Below are 16,525 nucleotides of genomic sequence, written 5' to 3' on the forward strand. Positions count from 1 at the left end.
TTTCGTATGATACGCGCGATCAGGCTCGGCTTGGCCTCCATCATTCTGTGCACCTCCGTCTATACACCTTCGTCCTCGGCCGACGGCGCTAACGCGCAATGCAAGCTCCATGTTTGGACGACAGAGATGTTCGCCGTGACGGAGAACCTTGGCGATCCCAACCAAGGCGGGCTGGTCGGCGCCCTGCTTCATGAAGCGATGCGGCTTCGCTCGCCTGAAGGCGTCAAGCGGCAGCTGGAGACGCAATTGAGTGCTGCCGAGCAGCAAAGGATCATCACTGAACTCGACCTGAGCAAGCGGCTGGCGCTGCCCGGGTATGCAGTGATCTTCGAACCGCCAGCCAGCCAACCCGTCTGGACATTTGAACGGCTCAAAAGCTCGGAACGTATCGCGCCACAGACGGGTGACTGCTACGCGGAGCTGGCAATTATTTCCCAGCAATATTTCAAACAGGCGATCGGCACGCGCCTGCGGACATTTGTCTGGTATCGGGAGTATGACTCGAGGGGCGTGTTGAAGGCCAAGCTGCTCGATACCACTGCAACAAAGGCGATCGACTTCCCCGCAAAGAGCGACGCGGAACTCCCTGCCTCGGCAATTTCAATTCAAAAGGCATTCCGTGAAAACATGATCAAGGTCGCTACCGATAAACTCAAACGTTCGCCGCGACTCTGACACTGGCCGGCGCGGATGCGGCGGCAACCAGAGGTGGCGAACGCGCCGATCACCACCGCGCCTCGGTCGCGCCGCCATTGGAATGGAGTCAGGCCGGCACTAAGACCTAGGTTGAGGTTGAACGACAATCTGACACCGGTTACCGGCTCGGACGATAAGTGAGAGGAAGCCTGTGCACCCGTTGGCACTTGATCCAGACCGGCTGTTTCCCGCCGATCCCGGCATGCGCGGGATCGCGCGTGCGCTCTATGCTGGCATCGCCGATCTGCCGATCGTCAGCCCGCACGGCCATACCGACCCGGCCTGGTTCGCGACCGATGCGGCGTGGGAGAATGCGACCGAGCTGCTGCTCGCGCCCGATCACTACATCTTCCGCATGCTCTATTCGCAGGGCGTCGACCTCGATGTGCTGCGGGTCCCGCGCAAGGATGGTGTGCCCGCCACCGATCCGCGCAGCGCATGGCGGGTGTTCGCCGGCAACTATCACCTGTTCCGCGGCACGCCGTCGCGCATATGGCTCGACCATGTCTTTGCCGAGGTGTTCGGGATCGACCGGCTGCTGAGCGCCGAAACCGCCGACCATTATTACGACACGATCACCTATGCGCTCGCGACGCCTGCGTTTCGTCCGCGCGCGCTGTTCGACCGGTTCCGGATCGACTTTCTCGCGACGACCGAGGGCGCTGACGACCCGCTCCACCACCATGCCGCGATCCGGCAATCGGGCTGGCAGGGCCGCGTCGTCACGACCTATCGCCCGGATTCGGTGATCGATGTTGAGCATGAGGCGTTCGCAAGCGCGATGACCGCCTTTGCCGACCTGACCGGTGAGGATGTGCACAGCTGGTCGGGCTATCTCGCCGCGCACCGCAAGCGGCGGGCGGACTTCCGCGCCGCTGGAGCCACGGCGACCGACCATGGCTTCGCCACCGCGCAGACCGCGAACCTGTCGACCACCGAGTGCGAAGCGCTGTTCGCCCGGATCGTCGGCGGCGCGTGGGACGCCGCCGATGCCGAACTGTTCCGCGCGCAGATGCTCACCGAAATGGCGAAGATGAGCGTCGCGGACGGCATGACCATGCAGATCCATCCCGGATCGTGCCGCAACCACAATGCCCAGCTGTTCCACAGCCATGGCCGCGACAAGGGCGCCGACATCCCGATGCGCACCGACTATGTCCACGCGCTCAAGCCGATGTTGGATGTGGTGGGCAACGCGCGCGACCTGACGATCATCCTCTTCACGCTCGACGAATCGACCTATGCCCGCGAACTCGCGCCGCTCGCCGGCCATTATCCGGCGCTCAAGCTCGGCCCGGCCTGGTGGTTCCATGATTCGCCCGAGGGGATGCGCCGGTTCCGCGAGATGACGACCGAGACCGCCGGCTTTTACAACACCGTCGGCTTCAACGACGACACCCGCGCTTTCCTGTCGATCCCCGCGCGGCACGATGTCGCGCGCCGCGTCGATTGCGCCTTCCTCGCGCGGCTGGTCGCGGAGGGGCGGATGCAGGATTGGGAAGCGGCGGAACTGGCACACGACCTCACCTCGACGCTGGTGCGCAAAGCCTATGGGCTGGACCCATCGCCGCCGGTCGCCGGGGCCGCATGACCCACCGCTTCGCACCGCCCACCTTGCATCGAGACCTGACACCGGTTACCTGGAACGCATTGCCATCATGCTTTATGGGGACGCGCAACGTGGCCGGAATCGCGCCGCTACCCCGCCACCCCCGATTACGAGAGGATTTGAGATCATGAAGATCGCGCTGATTACCGAGAACAGCCAGGCTGCCAAGAACGGCGTCATCCACGACGCGCTGACCGCCGTGGCCGAGCCGCTGGGCCATCAGGTGTTCAACTATGGCATGTATTCGGCCGAGGACAGCGCCTCGCTGACCTATGTCATGAACGGCCTGCTCGCCGGCATCCTGCTCAATTCCAAGGCGGCGGATTTCGTCGTTACCGGTTGCGGCACCGGCATGGGTTCGATGCTCGCCTGCAACGCCATGCCCGGCGTATTCTGTGGCCTGGTGATCGACCCGACCGACGCCTTCCTGTTCGCCCAGATCAACGACGGCAACGCGATCTCGATGCCCTATGCCAAGGGCTTTGGCTGGGCCGCCGAGCTCAACCTGCAGGACGTGTACCGCAAGCTGTTCGACGGCGAGCGTGGCCTTGGCTACCCCAAGGAGCGTGCCGAGATCATGCGCAAGAACCGCGGCATCCTCGCGGACCTCAAGGCGACGACCTGTCACGACATGCTGACCGTGCTCAAGAGCGTCGATCAGGACCTGCTGCGCGCCGCGATCGCGGGCGAGAAGTTCGCCGAGCTGTTCTACGCCAACTCGCAGGACGACGCGATCAGCGCCTACCTCAAGAGCGTGACCGCGCAGCCCGCGCTCGCCTGATCGCGACCGCATCAGCACCCTGAACGGAGAGGCCATGTTCGACCGCACTTATTATGCCACGCATCCCGACATGATGGAGTGCGTGTCGAACGACGAGCTTCGCGACCGCTACCTGATCACGGACCTGTTCCGTGAAGGCGAATGCGTGCTCAACTATACCCATGCCGATCGCATGGTGATCGGCGGGGTGCTGGTCGGGTCGGGCGCGGTCAAGCTGCCCGACCAGACCGAACCGCCATCGGCGGCAGGGCATCCGTTCCTTGAGCGGCGCGAGCTGGGGATCGTCAATGTCGGCGCTGTCGAAGGTGTCGTCACCGTCGATGGCGAGACGTTCACGCTGGACAACAAGGATTGCCTGTACGTAACAATGGGCGCGGCGGACGTGCAATTCGCGGGCGCAGGAGCACGCTTCTACCTCGTCTCCTGCCCCGCGCATCAGGCATTCGCGACGCGTCAGCTGGGCATTGCCGACGCCAACCGGCTTGATCGCGGCAGCCTCGCCGAATCGAACGAACGCTCGATCTATCAGCTGGTGATCCCCGGCGTGTGCGATAGCGCGCAGCTGGTGATGGGCCTGACCGTGCTCAAGGAAGGCAGCGTGTGGAACACCATGCCCCCGCACATCCATGAGCGCCGCAGCGAGATCTATTTCTACTTCGAGCTCGACAATGCCGACACCGACCGCGTGATGCACTTCATGGGTGAGGGCGAGGCGACCCGCCATATCGTGATGCAGAATGAAGAAGCGGTGATCAGCCCGCCCTGGTCGATCCATATGGGCGCGGGGACCAAATCCTACGCCTTCATCTGGGCGATGGCGGGCGAGAATCAGGACTATACCGACATGAATGTGCTGGACATCTGCCAGCTGGCGTAACGCCCAAGGACGAGGTTACCCATGAATCCCTTCGATCTCACCGGCCGCGTCGCGGTCGTCACTGGTGCGAACACCGGCATCGGCCAGGGCATCGCCCTCGCGCTGGCACAGGCGGGCGCAGACATTGCCGCAGTAGGCCGCTCCGCCGCCACCGAAACCGTCGAAAAGGTCCGCGCGCTTGGCCGCAAGGCAGAGATCATCAGCGCCGACCTCTCGACGATCGAGCCTGTGGGCCGAATTGTGGACGAAACTGTGGAAAAGCTCGGCGGGCTGCACATCCTCGTCAACAATGCCGGCATCATCCGCCGTAACGACAGCGTCGACTTCACCGAGGAAGACTGGGACGCGGTGATGGACACCAATTTGAAGTCGGTGTTCTTCCTGTGCCAGGCGGCGGCGCGCCACATGATCCCCAATGGCGGCGGCAAGATCATCAACATTGCCTCGATGCTGACCTTCCAGGGCGGCATCCGCGTGCCAAGCTATACCGCGTCGAAGAGCGGCGTCGGCGGGCTGACCAAGCTGCTGGCGAACGAATGGGCGGGCAAGGGCATCACCGTCAACGCGATCGCGCCCGGCTACATCGCCACCAACAACACCGATGCGCTGCAAAAGGACGAGACGCGCAACCGCCAGATCATGGAGCGCATCCCCGCCGGTCGCTGGGGCGATCCGGCGGATCTGGGCGGCGCGGCGGTTTTCCTCGCGTCGCGCGCATCGGACTATGTGCAGGGCCACATCCTCGCGGTAGACGGCGGCTGGCTGGCGCGCTGACGCCGGTTTAGCTGAGGAGACATCATGGCCGGCCGTATCGTCTGTTTCGGGGAATTGCTGCTCCGCCTGACCGCTCCGGGGCGCGAGCTGCTGATGCAGACCGGCAGCCTCGACGTGCATGTCGGCGGTGCGGAGGCCAATGTCGGGATCGGCCTCGCCAATCTCGGCCATGACGTTGCGATGGTCAGCGCGGTGCCCGACAATCCGCTCGGTCAGGCCGCGATCCGCTTCGTGCGCGGACAGGGCGTCGATACGCGCCATGTCCAGCTGCGCGACGGGCGCATGGGGCTGTACTTCCTGTCGGTCGGCGCTGGCCTCCGCGCATCGGACATCGTCTATGACCGCGCCGCATCGAGCTTCGCCACCGCGCCCGCCGATGCGTTCGACTGGGCCGCGATCCTCGACGGCGCGGCGATGCTGCACCTGTCGGGCATCACCCCCGCGCTCGGCCACGCGACCGCGCAGGCCGCGCTTGCCGCCGCGCGCGCCGCCAAGGAGCTGGGCGTCGCGGTCAGCTTTGATGGCAATTACCGCGCCCGGCTGTGGGAAGCATGGGACAGCGATCCGCGCGCGATCCTGACCGAGCTGGTCGGCCTCGCCGACACGATGTTCGGCAACCATCGCGACGTGTCGCTGCTGCTTGGCAAGACCTTCTCGGGCGACGGCGCCGATCGCCGCCGTGAGGCCGCCGAGGCCGCCTTCGCCGCCTTCCCCAACCTTCAGCGCATCGCCTCGACCGCGCGCCATGTCGATGACGCCGACAGCCACCGCATCGCCGCCCGCGTCGATACGCGCGAACGCGGCTATCAGACCGACGAGGTCGTGGTTGCAGGCATCGTCGACCGCATCGGCGGCGGTGACGCCTTTGCCGCGGGCATCCTCCACGGCGTATTGTCGGGACAGGATCTGGAGGCAACCGTCGCCTCGGGCCTCGCGCTGACCTGCCTCAAACACTCGCTCCCCGGCGACGCCTCGCTGTTCGGGCAGCGCGACATCGATGCGTTCCTCGAAGGCGGCCTGGACGTGCGCCGGTGATGGATCGGCGGACGCTGCTGGGGGCGGGAGCGGCGCTGTCCGCCCTCCCCTCCGCCGCGTTCGCCAAGGGCGATCCGGTCGCCACCGGCACCACCGGCCGATGGCAGGGCAAGGCCGACGGCGCGACCCACGCGTTCCTCGGCATCCGCTACGGTAGCGACACCAGCCGCACCCGCTTCCGCGCGGCGACCGCGCCCGCCCGCATGCGCGAGACGATCCGCGCGACCGAGTTCGCGGTGAACTGCCCCCAGCGCAGCAATCTGCCCAATCAGGCCGAGGACTGCCTGTTCCTCAACGTCTGGACGCCGCACGCCAACCCGAACGCGCGCCGCCCGGTGATGGTCTATTTCCACGGGGGCGCTTACTCCAACGGCACGGTGATCGAGCCACAGGTGTTCGGCCAAAAGCTGGCGGAACAGGGCGATGTCGTCGTCGTCACGGTCAACCACCGGCTCAACGCGCTCGGCTATCTCTACCTCGCCCGGCTCGCCCCGCGCTTCCCCGACAGCGGCAATCTGGGACAGCTCGACCTGATCCTCACGCTGCGATGGGTGCGCGACAATATCATCGGCTTTGGCGGCGACCCCAATCGCGTGATGGTGTTCGGCCAGTCCGGCGGCGGCGCGAAGATCGCGACGCTGATGGGGATGCCCGCCGCCAAGGGCCTGTTCCACAGCGCCGCGACGATGAGCGGCCAACAGGTCACCGCCAGCGGCCCGCTCAACGCCACCGCCCGCGCCAAGGCGCTGCTCGCCAAACTCAACGCCACCCTCGGCGACCTGATCGACATGCCGGTCCAGCGGCTGATCGAGGGGCTGTCCGCCGAAGACCCGATCCTGGGCGGCGGCGTCTATATGGGCCCGGTGCTCGACATGAAGTGGCTGGACCGCCACCCCTTCTGGCCCGACGCCAATCCCTTAAGCAACGGCATCCCGATGATCCTCGGCAATACCCGCGATGAGACCCGCGCCTTCATCGACCCGAAGGGCGAGGCGGTCCGCACGCTCGACTGGTCGAACCTCGCCGAACGCATCACCCCGCAATTGCGCATCGGCGCCCACCCCGAATGGGTCGTCGCCGAATATCGCCGCCAGTTCCCTGACTGGACCGCGCAGGACATTTTCTACGCCGCCACCACCGCCGGACGCAGCTGGCGCGGGCAGGTGATCGAGGCGGAGGAGCGCGCCAGAGCCGGCGTCCCCGCCTGGGTCTATCAGCTCGATTTCCAATCCCCGGTCGCACCCGAACGCGGCGCGGCGCACACCCACGACATTCCGATGGTGTTCGGCACGATCGGCGCAGAGGGCACAGTCTCCGGCACCGGCCCGGGCGCGCAGGCGGTCTCGGCAGCGATGCAGCGCGCCTTCGTCAACCTCGCCGCCACCGGCAATCCCAATGGCGCAGGCGTGCCCGACTGGCCCAGGCACACCCTGCCCGAACGCCAGACAATGATCTTCGACGCCACCAGCCGCGTCGAGAGCGACCCGCGCAAATGGCAGCGCGAGCTGTTCGCCCGCATCCCCTATATTCAGCCCGGAACCTGATCGGCCAGCACCGGCGCGAGCACCAGCCGGTCGAGCATCGCCGCCACATCGTCCGCCGCCGTCTCCGGCGCGCGGTCGAGCCACCAGGTCAGGATCGTCAGCGTCGCGCCGACCAGATGCGTCACCGCCAGCTCGCGCGGCAGCCCGCCCGGCGTCTGCGTCGGCGCGGCCATCGCCTGATCGATCGCGCGCCGCGTGATCGTCTGCCGCATCGAATCCCCCGCTCCAGTCAGCAACGCATGGGCGAGCTGCCGCCGCGCCGCCACTTCGGCGGTCAGCGCCCGCATCACCGCCAGACCGTCACGGGCGCGCAGCAGCGGCACCAGCAACTCCAGCAGCTCTGCGATCAACCCATCGGCGACTTCGGCCAGCACCGCAGCCAGATCGGGATAATGGCGAAAGAAGGTTGCATAGCCGACCCCCGCGCGCTCGGTCACCGCCGCGACGCTGATCTCCGCAAAGGGCCGCTCGCCGACCAGATCGACCAGCGCCGCACGGAGCGCCGCCCGCGATCGGACCACGCGCGCATCGCTTGAAACTGCGCCGCGCTTCGCTATCTTATGATCCATAGTGTATCATATATCGGAGTTCGTCATGTCCGCCCAGCTGCAACCCGCATCGGCCCGATGCCCGATCGACCATGCGCGCGACGACCGCAAGTCTGCAAGCGCGGCGCAGGGCGGCCTGCTCGCCGCACCCGAACTCACCAGCTTCGATGCGGTCCGCGCCGTGCTGCGTGACACCGATGCGCGCCAGGCGGGGTTCAAGGCGGAGGTGATCCTGCGCTATCGCGGCCGGGCCCGCCCGCCGATCCTGTATCTGCATGGCGAGGCGCATCGCCGCCAGCGCAGCGGCACCGCGCGCTTCTTCACCCCGCGCGTGGTCGAGACGCGCTATCGCGACCTGATGGAGCGGACCAGCGACGCGCTGCTCGCCCGTCTCGTCCGCGACGGCAGCGCCGATCTCGACCGGCTGTCGCTCGAAATGGCGGTGACGGTCGCGGCGGAGATCGTTGGGCTGACGGAGAGCGACATTGCGGGCATGAGCCGCCGCCTCGACGCATTCTTCAGTACCGCCTTCCAGACCGGCGGCGGCAAGTTCGCCGAAATCATGAGCTTCCTGCTCGGCCAGTGGCGGATGCGCCGCTTCTACGCCAAGGACGTGAAACCCGCGATCACCGCCCGCCGCGCCAGCCCGCGCGAGGACGTGATCTCGCATCTGCTGTGCGAAGGCTATACCCCGCTCGACATCCTCACCGAATGTTTCACCTATGGTGCGGCGGGGATGGTGACGACGCGTGAGTTCATCACCATGGCCGGCTGGCATTTGCTCGAACGGCCCGAGTTGCGCGCCCAGTTCCTCGCGGCCGATGCCGATGGGCAGATCGTGATCCTCGAGGAAATCCTGCGGCTCGAACCGGTGGTCGGCACGCTATATCGCCATATCGAGGGCGGGACGGTCGCGCTCGATATCCGCGCGGCCAATGGCGACGCCGCTGCGGTGGGCGTGTGCCCGCACGCGCTCGACCCGGAGCGGGAGCGCGCGCCGCGCGTCACCGGCCCGGGACTCGCCTTTGGTGACGGCGAGCATCGCTGCCCCGGCGCGGGCGTGGCACTGCACGAATCCGCCGTGTTCCTCGACCGGCTGCTGCGCATTCCCGGACTGCGGCTGGAGCGCGCGCCCGATGTCGGCTGGAACCCGCTGGTCGCGGGGTACGAGCTGCGCGGCTGCCGGCTTGTCGTCGACGCAACCTAAGAGGCGCTGCGCAGCGCCCCGATCAGCGTGACCATGTGATCGATATAGGTGCCGGTCGAAATCCCGATCGGCCCGTCCTTCACATCGAACGGCGACGTGTCGCTGCTGTCGCCGACATTGGTCGATCGGAAATCGCCGGGTACCACTTCCTTCGATCCGGGGCCGCGATAGGGGTGGCTGATCGCCTTGAGCTGGGTCGGCCACCAACCCTCATCGTTGAGCGAAGCGACCAACTCCGCCGCGCTCTTGCCGCCCGCGACGTTCATGTCCGACCCCGGCTCGACCGCCGCGACCCAATAGGGCGACAGCGGCTGGCGCCCCTTCAGCAGCGGCGAGTCCTTCGACACCGGCCCGCCGGGGATTGCGCGCAGCTTTTCATACTCCCGCCGCAGCTTCGTCACATCGACCGACCGGCGCGGATTGTAGTGGCCGATCGTGTTCGCGGGATCGTGATCGGCATAATATTCGCCGTTGACCACATTCGATCCCCGGCGATGCACCCATAGCGGCTTGTTGGTGCCGATCTCGACAAAGGTCGGGAAATGCCGGTTCCCCACGCGCAATTCCTCGGGCAGCCGGACGCTGTTGAGCCAGTCGAGCGCCGCCGGAATCGGCGCCAGATACTTGGCGTTCCCGGTGAGGCGGTAGAATTCCATCAGGTCTTCGATGTTCGACGCGGTGGTGTGCGTGACCAGCGCCTCGGGCTCATAGGTCCGCGCACCGGCAGGCGAAAAATCCGCGCGGTGCTGCAGGCCCCAACCCGCTTGTGGCGCGGGCTGCTGGGTCTTGAGGTAAATGTCCATCGCCCGCTCGATCGCCGGCAGCACACGCGGATCGCCGATTGCCTGGTGATAGCTCAGCAGGACATCGATATTGTCGTGGATGACCCCGTCGTTGAACGTGATCAGCCCGGTGTAATCGGGTTTGCCGTGCAGCCCGCCGTTGCGCACGTGCGGCCAGCGCTGCGGCCATCCGCCATTGTCGAGCTGGCTGGCGAAGATGAAGTTGATCGCCTTGTCGAGCCCGCGCTTGAACCGCGCCTCGCGCTTTTCGACATAGAGGCGGATCAGGAAGCGGATCGCCTCGCCGGTCCCCTGATCGTCGAACGTCGCGTTGCCCCAATGGTGCTGGAATTCCTCCATCCGCCACGCATTCTTGCCGATCGTCTCGTACCAGCGCTTGGTCGAGGCCGGCCCGCCAAAGTCGATGAAATAGCCCCAGCCGCCGGTCGGCAGCTGGCCGTCGATCAGCGCCTGTGCCGCCTTCGCCGCCGCCTGATAATAGTATTCGTCGCCGGTCGCATGATAGGCGTCGAGGTACAGATGCCCCATCGTCGCGGTGCCAGGCGGCTGCACCCACACCATCGTCTTGTACGCTTCCAGCTCCCCCCAGACGCGCGAGCGGTCGGGCAGGTACGACCAGAGATAGCCGCCACGATAGGCGAGCTTTTCGACCATGAACTGCGTCGCGCGCTTCATCGTTGCTGCGATTTCGGCGCTCGCCGGCGCCTGCGCGCGCGCCATGGCAGGGGTCAGCATCAGTGCGGCGGATGCGGCGAGCAGCTGGCGGCGGGCAATCATTTACGCGGTACTCCTTCAAGCGGATAAGAGACGATCAGCACCAAAGGTGCCTCGCCGATCTGGCGAATGCCGACCTGCGCGCCGGTGTAGAGATAGGCGGTCATGCCCGGCTTCAGCCGCGCGGTCGTGCCGTCGGAGCTGACCTCGCCCTCGCCGGAGACGACCGCATAGACCTCGTCATGGTCGATCGGATGCACGCCGATCGCCGCGCCCTTGTGCAGCGCGCGCTTGCGATACTCCATCATCCGGCCGGGCACGCCGTCGGTGATGCGCCATGCGGTGCTCATGCCGATGCGGCCATGCGGCGGCGGCTCCTCGACGCGCTTGGCCGCCTCGTCGATCACCACCATCGGCCGCGCGCCGCGCTTCGCCGCCCAGTCGATCCCACCCAAGACGTGATCGACCACGCGCGGATCGCTCCACGAGTCTTTGGTGTGACCAAGCCCGGTGTAGAAGACCTGCCCGCCCTCGAAGCGATGCGCCCAGGCGATCGCGCGCGGATTGACGCCCTTCTCCCCGATCGACGCCGGATCGAGCGTCAGCAACGGGCGCAAACGCGGATCGAGATCGTCGAACCAGTACCACTCGTCCACAAGTTCGGCGGTATCCGGAAAGGCGCGGATCGCGGGATGATCGAGCGGCGCGCGGGTCACGACGCCCTTGGGCGTCCCCGCCGGATGCCGGGCAAAGCGCGCACCCATCATCCGCCCATACCAGTCCCAATGGTAATGCGAATCTGCCGCGCCATGCACCCCGACGATCCCGCCGCCGCCGCGCACATAGGCGATCAGAGCGTCACGCCGCGCGCCGGTGAACCACTCGCTTGCCGGGTCGTTCGACCTGGTCGTGGTCGACAGCAGCACGATCGCCGCGAAGCCCTTCACCTGCGTCGCATCATCGAACAGCGCCGGGTCTTCGCTTGCCACGACATGATAGCCCTTGGCCTTTGCGGCCTTGGTCAGCGCCGCAACCGCGGGCTCGATCGAGTCATGCCGCCAGCCGGTCGTGTGGCTGAACAGCAGGACTTCCGGCGGTCGCGGAGGCAGCGACGCACCGCCGAGCAGGATCGCCGCCAGCAGCGTCAGGATCGCCCGCATGTCCCACTCCTTCAAACGCACACCCGCTGGCCGCCACACTGCGGCGCGCGAAGCTTCAGCCCCCGGCCAGCTCGTTCAGATAATCCTCGACATCGCTATAGCCGTTGCCATCGCGATCGCCCGCGGAATCGTCGCGCTTCGGGTCCAGCCCGCGTTTGCGTTCCCACGCATCGGGCATGCCGTCACCATCGCTGTCCTGTGGCGCGGTGCCGCTTCGCAGCACTGGCCAGCCGCCGACGTCGCTCTGGCGATCGATCTGCTTCCCGGTGCGGGTGCGGACGCCCTCGATCACCGCAGCATCGACGCTGTCGCGGCTGCGCGAAGCACCCGCGCGCGCCAGTACCGTCGCCTCGACGCCCGCCGAACCGGCGCAGCCAACCTTGGGCATCTCAACTGGAGCCGACAGCTTCTGCGCTGGGTCGGTGATGCCGCTCACCAGCGACCACGGTTCGGCCGGGACCATCCCGTCCATCGCATTGTCGGCGAAGAAGGATTTCGCGACCGGATTGCCTTCATGAAACGCGATGGCCTTGGTCGATTGCGGCCCGCGGACATAGGCGTTGCCCACGAAATTATACCGCGACAGGCTATCCTTGTCGGCATTGTAGCCAGACCGCCCGCCGCCCCAATTGTAGAACAGGTTGCAGCGGAAATCGAAGAATGCGCCCTCGGGATCGCTCGCCGCCGGGGCGTAATTGCCCGGTCGCGGCATCCGCGCGCTGTGGTTGGCCCACAAATTATGGTGGAAACTCGCCCGCGCCCCGCGCCCGCCGCGCACCAGGCTGCCATAGCCATGCTCGCCCTTCGCGTGCAGCGATTTGGTCAGCGAATCCGCGATGATCGACCATTGCACGGTGACATCGTACCAGCCCTCGCCCGGCTCGGCATAATTGCCCGATACCGACAGCGTCTCGTCCACCGACCAGCTCGCCGAGACATGGTCGAGGATGATCCGCCGCCCCGCACGGATCCAGATCGCGTCCGCCTCGGTCTTCGATTCATCGCCCAGCCGCGACCGGATGAAGCGGATCACCACATCATCGGCCTGCACCACCAGCGGATGGTCGCGCAGCGTGATGCCGCCGCCCGGCGCGCTCTGCCCCGCGATCGTCACCCGCCCCTCGCGCACCGTCAGCGGCTTGGTCAACTGGATCGTGCCGGAGACCGCGAACACGATGATCCGCGGCCCCTTGGCCTCGACCGCCGCACGCAGGCTGCCCGGCCCGCTATCGGCCAGCGTGGTGACGGTCAGCACCTTGCCGCCGCGCCCGCCCTGCGCCAGCGCCCCCGCCCCTTCCGCGCCGGGGAAGGCGGGGAGCGAAGTCCCCGCCCCCGCTGCGGCGGACATCAGGAGCAGCGCACTCAGCATCAGAACGCCGCGCGCACGCCGAACGTCACGATCCGGCCCGTGCTGGCATAGCTGCTCGACACCGGGTTCGCCTCATACATCGTGCGATATTGCGCGGTATTGGTCAGGTTGCGCCCTTCCAGCGAGAAGCGGATCTCCTTGGTGACCGCGTACGACATCGAGAAGTCGAGGTTGAACGTATCCTCGTTATACCCGAAGTCCGCGACGACCGGCGAGTTACACACCCCGCCGCCATTGGTGGTGGTCCCGACCGCGCACGTGCCCGACGACAGCGGGAAGCGGTTCACATATTCCTTGCGATACGCCCCCGACACGCGCGCCTTGAGCGGGCCATGCTCGTAATACAGCGTCGCGTTGAACGAATGCGGCGAGGTGTTGAGGAAGGGCGCAGTCGCGAAGTCGTTGACTGCGGTCGATCCGGTCTGCCCCTGCGTCGTCGAAAGCGCGGTTCCGGTCAGGTAGTTCAGCTCGGACTTGATGTAGGTGTAGTTGGCCGTCACGCCGAACCGCTGAAGGAAGCCCGGCAGGAAGAAGAAGTTCGACTGGACGTTGAGCTCCAGCCCCTGAATCTTGCCACCCGGCGCGTCGTTGAACTGGCGCACCGCGAACACGCCGCCATCGGTGATATATTGCGCCAGCGTCGGGCTGGTCACGCTCGCCAGGATCTGGTCGATCAGCGCCTGCTCATACACGTCCTGCAGCGCGAATTCGCCCGCGACCTGTTGCGGGAAGGAGCCGATGTCCTTCTGGAACAGCGCGAGGCCGACAAAACCGTTGGTGCCCCAGTAGTGTTCGAAGCTGAGGTCGAGATTGGTCGATCGGAACGGGCTGAGATACGGGTTGCCGACGGTGATCGACGGCGCCGCACCCCCGGCGTTGAGGCCGGTCGGGAACGACGTGGTTCCCGGGGTCAGCGCCGCAAGCTGGGGCCGCGACATCGTCTTGGCTGCTGCGAAACGGATCTGAAAATTGTCGCTGACTTCATAGGTCAGGTTACCCGCAGGGAGCACGTCGGTATATTCGTTGCGCGCGGTCACGATCGTGCCAAGCGCGCCGTTGGCGGCACCGCCGACCGAGCCCGTGCCGTCGACGCGGGTGTTTGCGACGCGCACGCCGACATTGCCGCGCAGACGGCGGTCCATGACGTCGAGGTCAAAGTCCATCTGGACAAACCCCGCCATGTCGCGCTCGGTCACCGCATTGCGTTCGCGCCCATCGGTCTGCGCGCGATAGTCGCCCCACTGATTGATGCAGTTGCAGTCGATTGAAAAATAGCGGCGGAACGCGTCGAGATTGGGCGCATAGAAGCTTGTCGGCGTTCCAGCCGGCACGTTCAGCCCCTGGCCAAAGCCAACCGTCTGGCCCAGATCGGTGATCTGCAGCCCTGCTTCGACCAGCGTCGGGTTGATCGCCTCGATCCCCGAATTGCGCCGTCCGCCCAGGCTGTCGAAGTTGAACGTCTTGTAGGTACCGCCGAACTGCAGTGTGAATTGTTCGGACAGGTCCAGCTCGAAATTGGCGCGGCCGACGCGGAATTCGTTGTTCACCTCGTTAGTGAAATAGCGGATCGTCGACAGCCCCTTGACCAGCGTCCACTGGGTCGGATCGGCGACGTTGAAGCCGGGATTGAACACCGGCATGTTGCCGCCGCCGCGCTCATCGAAGACATAACCGTCGCGGTCGATCGCGTTGAATTCGACCAGCATCCCTTCGGCGCGGAACTCGGATTTTGACCAGCCGCCGGTCACCGCGACGCGAAAATTGTCGCTGAACTCATGGTTCACGTTCAGCGTCGCCTGCTTGAAGTCGGTCTGGCCGATCTGCGCGTCGGCAAAGCTGCGCCAGTCGACATTGTCGAGCACCAGATAGTCCGCCTGGCCGGCCGCATTGACATGTGCCGCGCGAATCTGGGTCGAGGGGCGACCGATCAGTTCATCGTAAAAGGCGATACTGTTGGCGTTCGGAATGTAGCCCCGCGACACCGTCGAATTGTAATAGTCGAACGGGTCGAGATTGTTTGGATTGTAGCTCGCACGCGTTCCGGCAACCAGCGTGTTGCCGTACAACGACTGACCGCAATCGAGCGAAGCGTTGGCGTCACAGCGGGCGTAGAGCGCACGCCGGTCCGCAAGGCCGTTGGCGGTGTTGAGCGCACGCAACGTATTCTGCGCGGCACGGGTATTGGTGCCGTTGCGGTTGAGGCCGATCGTGGTGATGCCCTGCGAATTCGAATCCTGACGATAGCGCGAATAGACAAAGTCGCCGATCACCTCGGTGCGCGACGTCGGTTGCCACTGCGCGGTAAACGTCACGCCCAGCCGGTCATATTCCAGATCCTGCCGCCCGATCGAGGGCAGCGCGGGAATGATCGTCTCCGGCGTCACCAGCGCATAGGCGGCGGGGTCCGAACCAAAGGTCGCGCCGGTGCCAGTGCCGGTCGGGCGCGCAAAGCCGAATACGTTCGGGGACACGCCGGCATGCTGCGAGTTGCGATAGGCGAATTCGAACTGGCCGGGATTGCGGCGATAGGAATCGATCTGCTGGCGCTGGTCCTGAAAGGCGACGGTGCCGAGAATGCCGAAGTTATCCGCCAGCTTTTTCGAGAAAAGCGCGGTCAGCCGCGGGTTCCAGCTGTCGCCATTCTCGCGATACTCGGCTTCCGCGCCGATCGCGATGCGGTCGCCCTTATAGGCCAACGGACGGCCGGTAATCAGATCGATGATCGCGCCGAGCGAGCCTTCCTCGTTCGCAGCCGTCACCGACTTGGTGATCTTGACCCCGCTGAACAGCTCCGAGGCAAAGGTGTTGAAGTCGAACCCGCGTGAGCGATTGGCGCCCGCGTCCGACTGGTTGCCGCCCGAGATGTTCTGCGCATCCGCGCCGTTCAGGAACACGCTCTGGAAATCGCCACCGAGCCCGCGCACGGTGATCGAGCGCCCCTCGCCATTGTCGCGATCGATCGAGATGCCGGGAAGGCGCTGGATCGATTCGGCGATATTGGCATCGGGGAAGTCGGCAATGTCTTCGGCTGTGATCGAATCGACGATCTGGTCGGCCTTGCGCTTGTCGCTCAGCGCATTGGCGAGACTGGCGCGGAAACCGGTGACCACCACCTCTTCGCTCTCGGCATCCGACTGACCTTCTGCAGCCGCACCATCGGTCTGCGCAGCCCAGGCCGGGCCCGCCGCAGCAAGTGCCAGCGCAAGCGCCAGCCCGGAGCTCGAGCGACGCACGATATGAAGATGACGAACGGCCATGGGATCCCCTCTCTGATGTCACATCGCGGACATGTTGCCTGTCCGTCGAATGACACCGGTATCAGGCAGTTTTGGGTTTTTCAATCGTCAATCGCGATGCGTAACGACCTTGCGCACTGAAATGGTGCACATTTGTGCGCCACTCCTGCTC

General features: G+C 65.8%; 13 protein-coding genes and 1 pseudogene. 8 read left to right on the plus strand and 6 right to left on the minus strand.

Going from position 1 to position 16,525, the window contains the following annotated elements; translation table 11 throughout:
• The first annotated feature begins 6 nt into the window (after positions 1–6).
• From K9B35_RS16795 to K9B35_RS16825, 7 genes are all read left to right on the plus strand, one after another.
• Entirely contained in the window at positions 7–675 is a 669-nt protein-coding gene (locus tag K9B35_RS16795) for a hypothetical protein (protein WP_224923135.1), read from the plus strand.
• 172 nt (positions 676–847) lie between these two features.
• On the plus strand, positions 848–2,287 hold the full coding sequence (uxaC, locus tag K9B35_RS16800; protein WP_224923136.1) for a glucuronate isomerase: 1,440 nt from the start codon (positions 848–850) through the stop codon (positions 2,285–2,287).
• 145 nt (positions 2,288–2,432) lie between these two features.
• Positions 2,433–3,086 (plus strand): RpiB/LacA/LacB family sugar-phosphate isomerase, encoded by a 654-nt coding sequence (locus tag K9B35_RS16805; protein ID WP_224923137.1) that lies wholly within the window; start codon positions 2,433–2,435, stop codon positions 3,084–3,086.
• Between the two features lie 34 nt (positions 3,087–3,120).
• Positions 3,121–3,963 (plus strand): 5-dehydro-4-deoxy-D-glucuronate isomerase, encoded by an 843-nt coding sequence (kduI, locus tag K9B35_RS16810; RefSeq protein ID WP_224923138.1) that lies wholly within the window; start codon positions 3,121–3,123, stop codon positions 3,961–3,963.
• 21 nt (positions 3,964–3,984) lie between these two features.
• Positions 3,985–4,737: a 2-dehydro-3-deoxy-D-gluconate 5-dehydrogenase KduD gene (kduD, locus tag K9B35_RS16815; RefSeq protein WP_224923139.1), complete on the plus strand. Its 753-nt coding sequence runs from the start codon at positions 3,985–3,987 to the stop codon at positions 4,735–4,737.
• 24 nt (positions 4,738–4,761) lie between these two features.
• Positions 4,762–5,772, plus strand: a complete 1,011-nt coding sequence (locus K9B35_RS16820; RefSeq protein ID WP_224923140.1) for a sugar kinase — start codon at positions 4,762–4,764, stop codon at positions 5,770–5,772.
• Complete coding sequence (locus K9B35_RS16825; RefSeq protein WP_224923141.1) at positions 5,772–7,316, plus strand: carboxylesterase/lipase family protein; 1,545 nt, start codon at positions 5,772–5,774, stop codon at positions 7,314–7,316. Before K9B35_RS16820 ends, K9B35_RS16825 begins: the two co-directional genes overlap by 1 nt.
• On the opposite strand, the gene K9B35_RS16830 is transcribed toward K9B35_RS16825, so the two are convergent.
• The gene (locus tag K9B35_RS16830; protein WP_224923142.1) at positions 7,301–7,885 is read right to left on the minus strand and encodes a TetR/AcrR family transcriptional regulator; all 585 of its coding nucleotides are present in this window, start codon (positions 7,883–7,885) and stop codon (positions 7,301–7,303) included. The two genes, K9B35_RS16825 and K9B35_RS16830, sit on opposite strands and share 16 nt — an antisense overlap.
• A gap of 25 nt (positions 7,886–7,910) precedes the next feature.
• On the opposite strand from K9B35_RS16830, the gene K9B35_RS16835 reads away from it, so the two are divergent.
• Positions 7,911–9,071, plus strand: a complete 1,161-nt coding sequence (locus K9B35_RS16835) for a cytochrome P450 (RefSeq protein ID WP_224923143.1) — start codon at positions 7,911–7,913, stop codon at positions 9,069–9,071.
• On the opposite strand, the gene K9B35_RS16840 is transcribed toward K9B35_RS16835, so the two are convergent.
• The 5 genes and pseudogenes from K9B35_RS16840 to K9B35_RS16860 all read right to left on the minus strand — a co-directional run bounded on the left by K9B35_RS16840 (position 9,068) and on the right by K9B35_RS16860 (position 16,374).
• Positions 9,068–10,651 (minus strand): pectate lyase, encoded by a 1,584-nt coding sequence (locus tag K9B35_RS16840; protein ID WP_224923144.1) that lies wholly within the window; start codon positions 10,649–10,651, stop codon positions 9,068–9,070. The genes K9B35_RS16835 and K9B35_RS16840 overlap by 4 nt on opposite strands.
• Positions 10,648–11,001, minus strand: coding sequence for a cupin domain-containing protein (locus K9B35_RS16845; RefSeq protein ID WP_224923226.1), 354 nt, complete (start codon positions 10,999–11,001; stop codon positions 10,648–10,650). The genes K9B35_RS16840 and K9B35_RS16845 overlap by 4 nt, the downstream gene beginning before the upstream one ends.
• 33 nt (positions 11,002–11,034) lie before the next feature.
• Positions 11,035–11,748, minus strand: a pseudogene (locus K9B35_RS16850) (ThuA domain-containing protein); the annotation flags it as partial.
• Positions 11,749–11,803: 55 nt separating this feature from the next.
• Positions 11,804–13,117 carry a polysaccharide lyase family 1 protein gene (locus K9B35_RS16855; RefSeq protein ID WP_224923145.1) on the minus strand — a complete coding sequence of 438 codons (1,314 nt, stop codon included), beginning with the start codon at positions 13,115–13,117 and terminating at the stop codon, positions 11,804–11,806.
• The gene (locus K9B35_RS16860) at positions 13,117–16,374 is read right to left on the minus strand and encodes a TonB-dependent receptor (protein ID WP_224923146.1); all 3,258 of its coding nucleotides are present in this window, start codon (positions 16,372–16,374) and stop codon (positions 13,117–13,119) included. Before K9B35_RS16860 ends, K9B35_RS16855 begins: the two co-directional genes overlap by 1 nt.
• Positions 16,375–16,525 lie beyond the last annotated feature (151 nt).

The organism is Sphingomonas sp. R647 (genome assembly GCF_020177055.1).
Taxonomy (GTDB): Bacteria; Pseudomonadota; Alphaproteobacteria; order Sphingomonadales; family Sphingomonadaceae; genus Sphingomonas.